Genomic DNA, 13095 nt, shown 5'->3' on the forward strand with positions numbered 1-13095 from the left:
GGGCGCGTACGCGGGCAGGTTAGTTCAGCAAACCGACACGCGGCATCGCCTCCTCCGCCGCCATCTCCCCGAAGGGCGAGAGGATCATGCGGAAGCCGGTCCGCACCAAGGCCTGGTCGCCGGCGAGGAGGACGCGGATCACGCACCCGGGCTTTCGATCGGAAGTGACGCCCGCACCGTGAACCCGCCGTGGGGTCCGGGCCCGGCGCTCAGTCGGCCACCCAGCAGCTTGACACGCTCGTGCATGCCCCGCGGCCCGTTGCCGCCACCGTCGTTCGCGGCCGACGCCTGCCCGTCGTCGCTCACCTCGATGCGATTCTCCGCGTTGCCGTACGCCAGGACCACGTCCGCTGACGCGCCGGAATGGGCATGCTTCATGGTGTTCGTCAGGTTTTCCTGGACGACGCGGTAGGGCGACAGGTCCACGGCGGAGGGGGAGTGCGGCGGGCGCGCCATCGATCCGCAGCCGCACCGGTGAATCCGTGGGCCGGGCAGTCACACGAAAGAGTTGTGGACGGGTCGCCGATGTGCGCATGCCGCCCACCCATACCGACGTGTGATCCGGCGGGGAAGCGATCGGCGGTGTGTGGTGACGTCATCGTCGGGCCACGCTGTCACCGGTTGCCTCCCTCTTCCGCACCCCGATTGCCGATCCGCGACCGCGATTTCATCCGTCTGACGCGATGGCCGCGAGCACGTCCATGCGGGCCGCTCTGCGGGCCGGGCGGCCACGCCGCGGCCACGCCGGTCAGGACAGCGCCGACCAGCACCGCCGCGATTGTCGCCCAGGGGACGACCAGAGTGTCCAGGCCCCGGTCGGAGAGCGCGCTCCGGCAGACGACGCCCCAGGTCAGTCCCAAGGTCACCCCCAGCACAGCGCCGACCACGGCAATGACGACGGATTCCGTGCGGATCATCCGCCGGGTTTGGCGTCGGGTCATTCCGACCGCGCGCAGACGTCCGAGTTCGCGCGTGCGCTCGATGACGGACAGGGCGAGGGTGTTGACGACGCCGAGCACAGCCACCACGACGGCGAGCGCCAACAGGGCGTACACGAGGTGGAGCGCGGTGCCGACCGAGTCGTGCAGGGCCTGTTTGTAGCTGTCCTGGTCGCGGACCTTCACGTGGGGAAACGGTTCGAGGTTGCGGGCGAGTGCCCGATAGACCTCGGTGCGGTCGGCGCCGACCATGAGGGTGCGCACCGACTTCACCTGCGGAAAACCACCCCCCGGCCTCGCGGAAGCGCGTACGGTCAGGCCTCGCCGGGATGTGGGGAGCTCCCGGGCGATTTGTCACCGCGTACCTGTCCGCACCCCTCTCACCCCAGAGGCGGTGCTCGGCGCGGGGGCTGTCCGGCTTCTCGGGTGCTCAGTGCTCAGGGCGCGGTTTGGCCTTCGTGGCGTGGCGGGCGGCCTTGTAGGTCTCGGGCAGGAAGCGGTGTTCGAAGGCAGCGCGCTTGGTGGCGGCGTCGCCGCCGACGATCTCGGCGCGGCCTTCCATCATGGCGGTGAAGCCCTGGCGGGCGACTTCCTTGCGGCTGTTCTTCTTCGCGCCTGGGCCGAAGGCGGTGTTGTTCATGCCGGCGCGGGCGTGGAAGTCGCTGTCGGTGGCTCCGGGCATGAGCGTGGTGACGGTGACCCCGTGTTCCTTGAGTTCTTCACGCAGGCCGAGGGCGAACATGCGGGTGAAGGCGCGGGAGGGCCCGTAGACGGTCTCGTAGGGGGTGGGCAGGGTCGCGGACAGCGACGAGGTGATGAGGATCTTGCCCGCGTGGTGGGCGGCCATGTGCCGGGCGACGTGCTTGGCGAGGTGGACGACCGAGGTGACGTTCAGGGCGATCAGGGAGAGTTCGTCGTCCAGGTCGGTGTCGAGGAAGGCTCCGCCGATGCTGCGTCCGGCGTTGAGTACCGCGGCGGCCAGGGGGCGGCCGGTTTCCTCCACGGCCTTCCATACCGTGTCGACTCCGTTCGCCTCGGCGAGGTCGGCGCGGACGGGGGTGACGTGGGCGCCGTCGCGGGTGAACTGCTCGGCCGCCTCGTCGATCTTCGCGCTGCGGCCGGTGGCGATGAGGTCGAAGCCGTTCAGGGCGCACAGGCGGGCGATCTCGTAGCCGATGCCGTTGGAGGCGCCGGTGACCAGGGCCAGAGGGCGGGTGGGAGGGGTGCTCACGGGCTGCTCCTGTCGTCGGATGCGGAAGAAGTGCGGTCGGTGTCGTCCGGCTGGGGCCGGTAGGGCGCGGGGTGTTCCGGTCGGCGAGCAGGCGACGTCACCGCGGCAGCCCAGACCGCCTGGCACGCGGTGACGTCCACCACCCCCTGGAGAAGGGCGTGCTCCACCGCGTCCCCGTACACGCCGGGGTGGCAGCCGCAAACCACGAGTGTCGCCCGCCGACGGGCCCCGCCTCGGTGGGAGCACGGTGAAGCGCCGTCAGGAAGCCGCCGCGATCGCGCGCCGGACCCACGCGGTCGACATCCGGGGACGCCTCCACCGTCGTCCCCGGCAACCAGCGCCGCACCGACCATGGGAACGGATACTCCGTGGTCGGTCGGTCGGTCGGCCGACCGCCACCGCCACCGGCACGGGAACCGGAACCGCCAGGTGCGGGGCCAGGAGAGGGAGGCAGCGGTCCTCCTTCCGCACCCCCGCTCCACAGCCCTCTGCACTGGGCAGTCGCACAGAAAGCCCGTCACCCCAGCGGAACGTCCTGGTGGCCCAGCCCTGACGCTCGACCGGGCGCACCGGCAGGTGACCCCAGTCCGGGAACCGGTCACGGATCAGCGAAAGCACCGGGTCACCGGTTATTTCGATCACGGACCAAGTGTCCATGCCACCTGGCTCACTTTCGGGGAGCAGGGTTCAGGCACAGGTACTCTCGCGCCGCCTGAGACGCCGGGGACCCCTGCGGTGCGGATTCCGATCAGTCGGGGGCTGCCGGGAGTGCGGCGGAGTTCGTGAGGGTGTCGAGTTGGGCGGCAAGGCCGGGATGGGCGGCCGCCAGGTGGGGGCGGGCGGCGGTCAGGGGGTGGATGAGCTCGGCGGGGTCGTCGTGGGCGAGGGCCGCGTGAAGTTGGTCGAGCGGGTGGCGGGCGGCGGTGGGCAGGTCGGTGAGGGCGGTGATCTGGCCGGCGAGGCGGCGAAGATCGGCGGCGTTGCGGCGGGCCCAGGTGGCGGTGGTGCGCCTCGCGGCGCGGCGTTCGCGGGTGGCCTGGACGCGTTGTTCGCCGGTGGTTCCTGCGGGGCCGGGCCTGCCCCGCAGGTAGCGGCGTTCGGCGGCCTGGCGGCTGGCGACGCCGAGGGGGTGGGCGAGGTCGGCCCAGCTGGCTCCGGCGTGGCGGGCGGTTTCGATCAGGCCGGTCTCCCATCCGGCGAGCTGCTCGCGTACCTGCCGCAGCAGCAGGAGGGAAGCCAGGGCCTGCTCCGGGCCGGCACCGGGAGCGCCGGGGGCGTCGGGCGTCTCGTGCTGCGCGGCGTGCAGGGCGTCATCTATGGCTTTCAGTGCCGCCGCGGCGGCGAGAAATGAGGCCGGGCTTTGGGCGTCGGCGCTGGAAGAGGCCGGCTGGTCGGCTGCTGTCACGGGCACCCCCTCAGGGTAGTCATCCATGGGACGACACTGTGCTTGTCATCCATTGGATGACATGTTACAACGGTTTCAGTGCAGCGCACTGGCAGCAGCTGCCCCAACCTGCTGGAGGTGTTTCGTGATGTTGATGCGCACCGACCCCTTCCGTGAGTTCGACCGGCTGGCTCAGCAGCTGATGGGCCCGGGCACTTGGTCGCGGCCGGCCGCGATGGCGATGGACGCCTACCGCGAGGGCGACGACTACGTGGTGGCCTTCGACCTCCCCGGCGTCAGCGCGGACGCGATCGACATCGACGTCGAACGCAACATGCTGACCGTCAAGGCCGAGCGCCGCCCGGTCGCGAAGGCCGACGACGTGCAGATGGAACTCTCCGAGCGCCCGCTGGGCGTCTTCTCCCGCCAGATCGTGCTGGCCGACACCCTCGACACCGAGCACATCAGGGCCGACTACGACACAGGCGTGCTCACCCTGCGCATCCCGATCGCCGAACGTGCCAAGCCCCGCAAGATCTCCGTCGGCGTCGGATCCGACCGCAAGGAGATCTCCGGCTGAGAGCCGGACAGACGAGGGCTGAACAGCGGCGGAGGACGGGCACCTGATCCCCCCTCACCCCGTCCTCCGCGCCCACGTACGGACCGAAGAAGGGTGGCGGCCGAGGTGACCCTGCGATGGGAAGCGTTCCTCGACCACATAAAGGAACGCGGCGAGTACAACAGCCTGCAGGAGGCAGAGCGCGCGGCCCGCGTGGTGCTCGCCCTGCTGGGCGCGCACCTGGTCGGCGACGTCCGCGCCCAGCTGGCGGCACGCCTGCCGGAAGACTTCGCCCTGATCCTCCTCAACCCGCTCCGGAGTACCGAGCCCCTGCCGCCGGAGCGGTTCGTGCGGGCGACGGCGGCCTGGATCGAGGGGGCCACCGAGCAGACCGCCACCTGGGACGTCAGCGCCGTCCTCAGCACGGTCGCCGACGCCGCCGGCGACGACCTGTTGGGCCAGATCCTGTTCCAGCTCCCCGCGGGCTACGACCTCCTCTTCGGCCACCCCCAGCCCGCCTGACCACACACTGCCGGTGCCCGCGCACCGGCACGCGACAGAAAGGCAACCACCGCAGTGATGTCCGACCGGCGTCCATCCCTCCAGCACGCGCCCGTGATCACGTACGAGCAGATGCTCGAGAAGGTCCGCTACGAGGGCGCCTACCCCACCCGGGAGAAGGCCGAGGAAGTCGTCCGCCTGGTCCTCGCGGGACTCGGGCGCCAGCTGACGGGCGACGAACGCGTCGAACTGGCCGCCCGCCTCCCCGGCGAAGCCGCCCGCGTCCTCACCGAACAGATCCCCGACACCCAGCCCCTGACCGGCCGGGCCTTTGTCAAGGACCTCGCCGCCCGCACCGGCACCACCCGGGGCACCACCCGCTGGGACACCGGATCCGTCCTCTGCGTCGTCGCGGCCCTGGCCGGCCCCGACCTCCTCACCGACATCCTGCGTCGGCTCCCCTCCGGCTACGCGCTGCTGTTCGGCCGCGCCGAACTCACCCAAGCCGCATAGGCGAAGCTCGAACAGATCACGCCGTCTGTGCCTGCCGAGCGTTGGTGATCCTCCCCGGCGGCAAGCGAGGGTCCGAGCCGGGCTCCGGGCTACTCTCACAAACGGTCCTTTGCGCCAGCACGGCCAAGAACGGGTCGCCGCACCCTCGCGGATCTCGGTTCGGTCCTCATAACCCGTTCTCACGCGAAAGCGACGCGGACGCCCTTCTGAGACTTGCATTGCGCCGAAAATCCGGGCCCACGACGGACCCTCAGCAGTCCTCTCAGGCCGAACGATCGGACGCAGACGACGTCGAACTGCACGCCTGTCCGAAGTGTGACGCGCAGCCCGACTCGCCGTGCCGCTCGCGCGGCGGCGCGGTCGCCCCCGTCGACCACACCCGCCGCTTCACCATGGTGCCCCGCCCGAAGAAGGCGCTGCGGGTGCCGACCCCGGCCCGTCTGTGCTCCGTGGCGGCGACGGCGGTTCGTGGCGGCTCAGCACGGCGATGTCGGTGCCGAAGCAGACGCCGAGCCGGCCTCGGGGAGCTGCGGCGAGGGCGGTGATCGGGTGAGGGAAGACCAGGTCGCCGCCCGCGGGTTGGTCGGCGGCGAGGTCCCAGGCACGCACGGTCCGCGCCGCGGAGAACGCCGTGGGGCGGCCTTCGAGGACCGCGGTGGCCAAGGCCGTGATGTCCGCGTGCGACCGGCCAAGGCGTGACGCACCGGTGCGCCCTCACTCACCAAGAGTTGTCGGCGACACCGCTCAACCTTCCACAGCACGGAGTGCGGTTCACAGGGACAGGCGGGCTGATTTCTGGAGGCCCTTGTCCACGTGACGACCGCGATGTTCGCGCTGTGAGGTCAGGGGAACCGTCGAATCGCCGCGGTTGACCGTGGGGGTGGGGCTTTCCGGCGGGGCGCCGTGGGAGGCGACGGGTGCGAGTCCTGGCCTCGCGTTTTTCGCCGGGCTCTCGTTGGGTACGGCGTGCCCTTGAGGGTCAAGCGGCTTCGATGTGCGGTTGAGTTCGCCGGGTCTGCTCGACTGGGCCGTCCAGGTCTTCTGAGCGGCGGCGACGAGAGCCTTCTTGGCGTCCAGGGTTCGCGCGGCGGCCAGTTGCTCCCACAGCTGCCGGGATTGTTCGCCGGAGATGTTCTTCTCGGCGAGTTCGGCGCGTACCTGCTGGATCAGCGGGGCGTCGTCCCGCAGCACGAGCGTGTCCAGCAGCTTTTGCATTTTCTCGTCGCGGGTGCGCCCGAACCGGAACCAGTCGAAAGCGTCCCGCATGAACTCCCCGCTGCCCTCGGAGATTTCGTGTCGCCAATCGGCGCCGGCGGTGCGCATCTCGTTGATCTCCCGCGCGTAGTCGTGGATCGCCACGTGCGCGACGGTCTTCACCGCATCCAAAGCCGCCCGGTTGTCCAGGCGGTCGTCGACCAAAACAGGATTGATGTTGTCGAGTACGTGCGGATCCGTACTCTGCAGGTTCTGTACGGGCCTGCCCGCGGCGACTCTCTCCGCCGAGGTCATGGGGCCCTCAAGAGTGAACTCCCATATGGGGAAGCCCCAGTTGCACGCGAACATCAGGGCGGGGTCGTGGGGAATCTCCTTCAGTGGGCGGTCGTCGGGGAGCACCCCCGAGGGGAGGTCGACCGCGTACCCGCGCTTGGTCCCGGGGTGCGGGTCGCGTGAGGAAGCGGCGTGGAACGCGTACAGCCCCCGGAATTCCGTCTCCGTGAACGCCGCGGCCAAGGTCTCCTGCACGGTGCCGGAGAAACAGACGTCGACGACGGTGACCTTGCTGTCGGGAAGCCCCACCGGCACGCCTTGCGCCCGGACGTAGTCACGGGCCCGCTCGTAGGCGCCGGGCACCGTGTCGGGATTCAGCGTCGCGGCTGTGCGGCGGAAGCGCTCGTATTCCGGGAAGCTGCGGCCGTGGTTCTCGGCCAGGTCCGCGAGCATCTCCTCGCCCATCACCCGTGAGAACACGATCTCCCGGCACGCGTCCCCGAAGAACTCCGGGTCCAGCCCGCGCACCGCCGAGGCGAGGATGTGGCCGTCCCGCCCGAGGAAGGTGATCACGTGCCCCCGCGCCGCCAGATCGCGCATCGCGGGCAGCATGTCGGCGGCAATGCCGACGACGAACGGGCCGTACCGTTCTCGGAAAACGTCATAGGCGTCGCGTACGATCGACTCCGGGAAGGCGTCTGCCCCGTAGCTCCGGATGACGTCGTCCGGGCCGTTGAAGCCGACGCCTATCGCATGGTTCCGGTCGTGGATGACCGCCTCCCGGAACGTTGGTGGCAATGGGGCGTCCCGACCGGTTCGCTGGTTGCGCCGGGTATCTCCTGGACCGGCAGCCCGGCGCAGGCTGTCGGTTGGATGCTTGACCGCCATGACGAATCCTGCGGTCCACGCTTCCAGACCACCTTGTCGCGGCTGGCCTTGTCATGGACGTGGGTGAGGCTGCCGTACTCGCCGGCGCGCGGCGCGCGGTGGCGGTTGCGGTGTGGGGACGCGTGGTTGGTGGTCCCCGTGTCTGCCCAGCATGCGTCGATCGTGATCTCTTCCAGGCCGTGAACCGAAGACGTCGAAGTTGTCCGGGCACGCGTCCGCATCGTCCTCGTCAGGTAGTAACTGAATGTCTTCAGCCCGGACTCAGCGGCGATCTCCAAGCGATCGGCCTTGACGCGACAGTCCTCGAAGTCCAGCTTCAGCAGCGGTTGTTCCTCGCCGATGGGGATCGAGGGTTCGCGACGTACGGGGACTGCCTCAGCCGCAGGTCGGTCAGAATCGGATGCGCGAAAACGGAGTTGTTGGACGCGACACGCGTGACGTCCAGAGTTCGGAGATTCGGGCAGTCCGCCGCAATGTCGATGTCTTGGAGCCCACCGCGGCCGTAGAAACCCCTTCGGGGTTCGGGTCTCGGAACGCGAACGACCTCGCCTCGCTCGCCGAAAGAGGCGCGCCAGGCGTTCATATTCGCCTTTGTCAAGATCTATGGCATGCAGGGCTGACGGCTCTTGGCTCGACGCCGGCCACGTCGCCGAGACGCGCGAGATTGCGGGGAGACACGCGGCGAGAAACCAGCTTCGGGAGCATCCGGCAACCCTTCGGAACAGACCAACCCGTGTGTCACCAGGGAAGCTACTGCTGCGCCCCAGCCGCGGGCCCCGGTCCGCCGCCTCGCCGCGCGAATCGGACTACCCCATACGCACGCGCTGCCACATCGAAGGGCGTGCTATTGGACGGCCTCGTCTGCATCATGAAGTCTCGAGCCTCGGCACTTCAGTCGGATGGAACAGTCCCACACCGACCCTGAGTTCATGGTGTGCCGAGCCGTTGTGGAGTGAAGCGGCCCCTGGGCCGGCTGATGTGCTCACGTCGCCTGGCCCACCAGACGCACGCCTCTCGGCCACCGGCGAAGCGGTGGTGAGGTCGTCGATGACGCTACTCAGCACCGGACATCCCGCCCGCCCGGCTGCGGTCATCCCACGTGCACAGCACCGGACTTCATGCCTGACCACCGGAAACTCGGCGATCGCATTCGTCATGGCAAGGGCTTCTGGACTTGAACGCACTGATCGAGTGCACTATCGCCGATAAGCTTATATATGCGCAAAGGTCTTTGGCTATACCGTCCAACGTCAATGCCGTGAGCGCCTCGCCCTACCGGAATGCCGCGGCTCCTCGACCTACGCGTTCGTTCGGCGCGTGTGGCCGATGAGGTGAGCACCAAGGCGCACATCCGCACCGGACGCCGTGCCGAGACCCGCGCTACCTGGGCGCCTCTCGAACAAGCGCAGGCAGGACGGTCCTTGCCCATGCGACCACCAGGGGCCGCGTACTGACAAGAACCGCGACCCCGCCCCGCCCACCACACGGAAATACACATTGCAAGCATCAAGTTGCCAATCAACGCTTGATATGCGCATAAACCTATGAGATCGCGCTCATCGTGAGTTCTTATGATTGGGCCGCGGAGCCAACGGCCTTGATGGGTCGGCAACTTCGCCTGGCGCGGCAGCGGCACGAGTTGACCGCGGCCGAGCTGTCGGAGGCACGTGCGGCGTTCGGGATGGAGGTGTCGGCGCGGACGATCACCAACGGCACGCGCCGAGTGGAACAGGCCAGAACCGCAAATCCAGCCAAGATCAAGCCTGTTGCCGCTCCGCAGCCGCACAGGACGCCCGGGGCGACGCGAACGAACGGAACAACCAGCGCAGTTGAGACGGCAGCCACAGCGCGTCGCCGCCGGAGGCGTTCAGGCGGCGGGTCGACTCGCCCGAGCCTCAACTCCGCGCCGACCGGCTCCACCGAGCCGGCCCCGGCACCGGCCTACGGAATCAGTTGGCCGTCGCCGTCGCGGCGCAGACCGGAGTAGTCCTGCCCAGGGATCGGCCGCACGCGCGTGCCGGGGAAGACGCAGTACTCGTCGACCGGCCCCGGCTCCCACCCGCCCGCGACCCAGTCGGTGATGGCCTTCCGGTCCGGCGCGGTGACCTGGAGCACCCACGCGCCCGAACTGCTGCGCACCCACAGCACGGCGCGGACGACGACGGCGCCGACGCCGTCGGGGAGGTCCATCCAGGCCCACGGGCCGCCTTCGGCGGGCGGCGGCCCGGCGGAAGGCAGGCCGGGCGGCGGCGGTGGCGCGGGGGAGCCGACCGTCGTCTCGGGCGTGGGGGTGGGCGTGGTGACGGACCGGGCGGCGCGTTCGGCAAACGTGCCCCAGGTGTCGGCCGTCAAATCCTTGCGCCCCATGCCCTTGATCGTAGGGCTGGCAAGGGAGCCTTGGCGCACATGAGTTCGGGTCGTGGGTGTTGTCGAAGGGCGACGGCTCTTCAGGGCGCGCTTTCAGGGAGAGTTGGCGGGGTCGGCGAGCCAGTCCTGGAGTTCGCGGTGGCGGAACTGGTAGGCCGGGCCCGCGGTCCGCGGCAGGCCGGCTTCGGTGGCCCGGTGCAGGAGACACCCCAGCCGCCACTCCACTCACGCGCCACCGCGCGTGGTCGCTCTGGTGCCGGGCCTCCTGACCTTACGACGGCCCGTCCCATCCACGCCGAGGACGTAGGACTCACCATCCGGGACAGGGGCCTTCCCTGGTGCAGTTCGGTTTACGGAACGGCGGTTTCCCGCACCACCGATCTGTACAAGGATTCAGGACATCACGCACTGACCTGGATCAGCCGTCATACTCGCCTGGTCCGTCGGGAATGTACGAAGGGGTCCCATGCGCCGTTCCATCGCGGGTGTCGCAGTAGTCGTCACGCTCACCGCCACCCTTGTCGCATGCGGGGGTTCGGACGGGGGCAGCGACAACGTCGGGCCCACCGGGCCCACGAAGGACGTTGGCTCCAGCAGCACCGCCGCGTCGGACGGCACGGAGTCGCCCGACGCCACCGCCGGCAGCACGCAGGCGCTGGTTGGCAAGCTCGGCGACACCCTAAGGCTGGCGGGGATGGAAGGCAGCCTGAACGGCCCGGGCACGGTCGAGGCCGACTTCACGTTGGAGAGGTTCGAGAACGACGCCACGTCGACGATCGGTGTACTTGAGCCCGCCGCCGAGAACCGCCTCGTGGCCGCCGAGTTCACCATCGTCGAAACCGGCACCGGCACCTACCAGGACTCCGGGTACGCGGGGGCGACCGTCTTCGACGCGAACGGTACGGAATATCAGGGCAAGCCCGGAATCGTCACCGCCGGCAAGTCCCTGGGTCCCAACATGATCGTCAAACCGGGCGAGCGGGTCACCGGCTGGATCGTCTTCGAGGTGCCGAAGGACGCGAAGATCACGTCCGTGACATACCTGATGGAAAAGGTCGGGCCGGATCCCGCGCGCACGGGCACGTGGACCCTCGACTAGGGCGCGTATTTGGTTGTGATCAAGTGGTCTTTCGTGCGAGCTCCTTGATCCAGCGTCTCCGGAATGACTGCCTTGATACGGCGTTTACGCAGGTAGGCGCGGTTGCCGCGAGAGGAGTAGGCCCTGTACCCGGCGGCGGCGCCGGGCGGGGGCGGGGGCGGTCGGCGGGGCCGCGGACCCGGATCCTGTCCAGCACGGGGATGAACCGCGGTCAGGACGAACGCCAAGGGCCGGCACCTGCGGTCGGCGGCGAGGTGGACCTTGCCGGTCTGCCCGCCCCGCGACCGGCCGAGCGGGGCGGCTTCAGGTCGTGGCCCCGGCCCCGGTCTGCGGTCGGCGCGGTCATCGCGGGCCGGCGGTGTCGGCGGCGCGGAAGTGGATCAGGTGGACACCGCTGGGGATGACCACCTCGCCCGTCGCGACGGCGGTGTGCTCGGCGACGAACGCCTCGACGGCACCGACGACTTCCGGGTCGTCTTTGATCCGGGGGTGATCGGCCGGATGGTACGCGGTCGTCCACGCGCGGCGTCCGGGTCGGCGGCTGTGGCGGTGCCGGGGCAACGGTAGGCGGCTCGTCGGCCGCGGCCGGCTTCCTCGGCCGCGACAGCCGGTGAGTCAGCACCGTGCGCGTGTGGCCGCGGGCCGCTGCCGGGGAACGGGGCGAGGCGTTCCCACAGCCGGGTGACGAGCCGTCGCTCGGGCGACTCGGAGTCGAAGTACAGCACGATCAGGTGGCCGCCGGGGGCGAGCAGGCCGACCAGATCGTCGACGAAGCAGCGGGCGGCGCGGTTGCCCGCGGGGGTGTGCGCGATGGTTTCGACGCCGTCGGGGGTGGTGCGCTCGTAGAACGCGCCGAGGGGTCGTTCAGCGACCAGAACGCGCACGGCAGGCACGAGCCCCCGCCGCGCCATCGATCACGCCGCCGTCCAGTTCTACGTAATCGGCGTCCACGGGAGCCTCGGCGACGCCGGCACCGCACTCGCCATCGGACGAGGCCTGCACCCCGGCCAGTTCCCCACCGCCGAGCGCCGCGGCCGACTCCACGCCGACCTCGCCCGCGCCTGGCACCAACGCGACCGCCCCGAAGCAACAGCCACCGCGCTCCGGGCCGCACTCCGCGAAGCCCCGGCGAAGTACGCGACCGCCCCTCCATCCGCGCCGTCGTCACCGAACTCCACCAACGCCACCCCCACGCCGTGGGTGTACGCGACCTGGTCACCGGAGTAGGCCGCCCCGCTTGAGACCGTCAAGAATCGAACGCGAGCGCTTCAATTGAAGCGCTCGCCGGTCTGCCGGGCGGCGGCGGCCCGCGACGATCTGGGCCTGCCCGATTGACGATCCGAAAAACGCGAGCTTCTTCTCGCGGTCCATGTATTGCTCACCGCAAACATGGAACCTAGCCTCAAATATTCGCCATTGCGTAGGGAGCCAAGCGGTTTTGCCTTTCGCAAACCATTCGAGGTAGTCGTGAAGGAAAACATCCCCAGCACGTCGTCCAGCGAAAAATCGACAGCGTCCGGTCAAGGGCATTGCGGAAGCGACGGCGAACAAAATAGCGGAGAGCCCGGGAATCCGGATATTCTCGTTCGCGAGGAGGGTGACAAGGAAGTATCCACTGTTGCAGATTCACAGGAAGAACGGCGCAAAACGTGGCTTGATCAGGCGTGATGGCTCATGCACGGCACGCCGGAAGGAGCCGGGGGCGCATCCGTCAGCTCGAACAGCGCGATAGCGTGCGCGGCGATCACCATCATGCGCCGCAGCGGATAGGCATCCGGCTCGCGGCATTCCGCGAATCCCTCCAAAGCAGGGGGCATCGGCCACACCCGCGACTACCCGCGCACGACTGGGTCCTCCGGGGCGGCCCGGAGGAGAGGCCCGGGGCAGTGAGGGGACTGCGGCGGCCCCCGCCCGGAGCGCCTGCCGGGTGCAGCTACCGGGTTTGCCCGCCCGACCGGGCACTTCGCTGACGTCCGCGCCCGCTGTGTACCGGCGCCACCAGGCTTGGCTTCGTCGTTCAACTCAAATTTCCGCTCTGGCGCGGCCGGTTCCCCGGGTACGCCTGGAACTGCCGCCCGACGCTATCGAGTACGTCGCCAAGCACCGCCGAGGACGACAGCGCCGACC

At 69.5% G+C, this 13095-nt stretch carries 16 protein-coding genes and 1 pseudogene; 5 read left to right on the forward strand and 12 right to left on the reverse strand.

The window, feature by feature from the left end:
* Nucleotides 1–19: 19 nt before the first annotated feature.
* The 5 genes from LO772_RS35945 to LO772_RS26870 form a co-directional block, all read right to left on the reverse strand.
* The gene (locus LO772_RS35945) at nucleotides 20–142 is read right to left on the reverse strand and encodes a hypothetical protein (protein ID WP_269453099.1); all 123 of its coding nucleotides are present in this window, start codon (nucleotides 140–142) and stop codon (nucleotides 20–22) included.
* Nucleotides 139–426, reverse strand: coding sequence for a sensor histidine kinase (locus tag LO772_RS26855; protein ID WP_231774601.1), 288 nt, complete (start codon nucleotides 424–426; stop codon nucleotides 139–141). Before LO772_RS26855 ends, LO772_RS35945 begins: the two co-directional genes overlap by 4 nt.
* A 188-nt stretch (nucleotides 427–614) precedes the next feature.
* Nucleotides 615–1202, reverse strand: a complete 588-nt coding sequence (locus LO772_RS26860; RefSeq protein WP_443089322.1) for an ABC transporter permease — start codon at nucleotides 1200–1202, stop codon at nucleotides 615–617.
* A 166-nt stretch (nucleotides 1203–1368) separates the two neighbouring features.
* Nucleotides 1369–2169, reverse strand: coding sequence for an SDR family NAD(P)-dependent oxidoreductase (locus LO772_RS26865; RefSeq protein ID WP_231774602.1), 801 nt, complete (start codon nucleotides 2167–2169; stop codon nucleotides 1369–1371).
* A 748-nt stretch (nucleotides 2170–2917) separates the two neighbouring features.
* Nucleotides 2918–3574, reverse strand: a complete 657-nt coding sequence (locus LO772_RS26870; protein WP_231779739.1) for a type III effector protein — start codon at nucleotides 3572–3574, stop codon at nucleotides 2918–2920.
* 127 nt (nucleotides 3575–3701) lie between these two features.
* On the opposite strand from LO772_RS26870, the gene LO772_RS26875 reads away from it, so the two are divergent.
* The 3 genes from LO772_RS26875 (at nucleotide 3702) to LO772_RS26885 (ending at nucleotide 5126) form a co-directional block, all read left to right on the forward strand.
* Nucleotides 3702–4133, forward strand: a complete 432-nt coding sequence (locus LO772_RS26875; protein WP_231774603.1) for an Hsp20/alpha crystallin family protein — start codon at nucleotides 3702–3704, stop codon at nucleotides 4131–4133.
* 105 nt (nucleotides 4134–4238) lie between these two features.
* Nucleotides 4239–4634, forward strand: a complete 396-nt coding sequence (locus LO772_RS26880) for a DUF2267 domain-containing protein (RefSeq protein ID WP_231774604.1) — start codon at nucleotides 4239–4241, stop codon at nucleotides 4632–4634.
* 57 nt (nucleotides 4635–4691) lie between these two features.
* Nucleotides 4692–5126: a DUF2267 domain-containing protein gene (locus LO772_RS26885; protein WP_231774605.1), complete on the forward strand. Its 435-nt coding sequence runs from the start codon at nucleotides 4692–4694 to the stop codon at nucleotides 5124–5126.
* Between the two features lie 387 nt (nucleotides 5127–5513).
* Here the strand turns inward: LO772_RS26885 and LO772_RS26890 are convergent, their stop codons facing one another.
* The 4 genes from LO772_RS26890 to LO772_RS35950 form a co-directional block, all read right to left on the reverse strand.
* Entirely contained in the window at nucleotides 5514–5789 is a 276-nt protein-coding gene (locus tag LO772_RS26890; RefSeq protein WP_231774606.1) for a hypothetical protein, read from the reverse strand.
* A 108-nt stretch (nucleotides 5790–5897) separates the two neighbouring features.
* Nucleotides 5898–7412: a hypothetical protein gene (locus LO772_RS26895; protein WP_231774607.1), complete on the reverse strand. Its 1515-nt coding sequence runs from the start codon at nucleotides 7410–7412 to the stop codon at nucleotides 5898–5900.
* Nucleotides 7413–9443: 2031 nt separating this feature from the next.
* The gene (locus LO772_RS26900; RefSeq protein WP_231774608.1) at nucleotides 9444–9869 is read right to left on the reverse strand and encodes a hypothetical protein; all 426 of its coding nucleotides are present in this window, start codon (nucleotides 9867–9869) and stop codon (nucleotides 9444–9446) included.
* A gap of 93 nt (nucleotides 9870–9962) precedes the next feature.
* Nucleotides 9963–10094: a hypothetical protein gene (locus LO772_RS35950; RefSeq protein WP_269453100.1), complete on the reverse strand. Its 132-nt coding sequence runs from the start codon at nucleotides 10092–10094 to the stop codon at nucleotides 9963–9965.
* A gap of 241 nt (nucleotides 10095–10335) precedes the next feature.
* On the opposite strand from LO772_RS35950, the gene LO772_RS26905 reads away from it, so the two are divergent.
* A complete protein-coding gene (locus tag LO772_RS26905; RefSeq protein ID WP_231774609.1) occupies nucleotides 10336–10968 on the forward strand; it encodes a DUF4352 domain-containing protein in 633 nt (210 codons plus the stop codon).
* Nucleotides 10969–10997: 29 nt separating this feature from the next.
* Here LO772_RS26905 and LO772_RS26910 read toward each other — a convergent pair.
* Nucleotides 10998–11279: pseudogene (locus LO772_RS26910) on the reverse strand (IS5/IS1182 family transposase); the annotation flags it as partial.
* Nucleotides 11280–11310: 31 nt separating this feature from the next.
* Nucleotides 11311–11529: a hypothetical protein gene (locus LO772_RS26915; RefSeq protein WP_231774610.1), complete on the reverse strand. Its 219-nt coding sequence runs from the start codon at nucleotides 11527–11529 to the stop codon at nucleotides 11311–11313.
* A gap of 906 nt (nucleotides 11530–12435) precedes the next feature.
* Between LO772_RS26915 and LO772_RS26925 the strand changes: the two genes are divergently transcribed.
* On the forward strand, nucleotides 12436–12636 hold the full coding sequence (locus tag LO772_RS26925) for a hypothetical protein (RefSeq protein ID WP_231774611.1): 201 nt from the start codon (nucleotides 12436–12438) through the stop codon (nucleotides 12634–12636).
* Here the strand turns inward: LO772_RS26925 and LO772_RS26930 are convergent.
* Nucleotides 12627–12785: a hypothetical protein gene (locus LO772_RS26930; protein WP_231774612.1), complete on the reverse strand. Its 159-nt coding sequence runs from the start codon at nucleotides 12783–12785 to the stop codon at nucleotides 12627–12629. The two genes, LO772_RS26925 and LO772_RS26930, sit on opposite strands and share 10 nt — an antisense overlap.
* Between the last annotated feature and the right edge of the window lie 310 nt (nucleotides 12786–13095).

The sequence above is a fragment of the Yinghuangia sp. ASG 101 genome (genome assembly GCF_021165735.1).
GTDB lineage: Bacteria > Actinomycetota > Actinomycetes > Streptomycetales > Streptomycetaceae > Yinghuangia.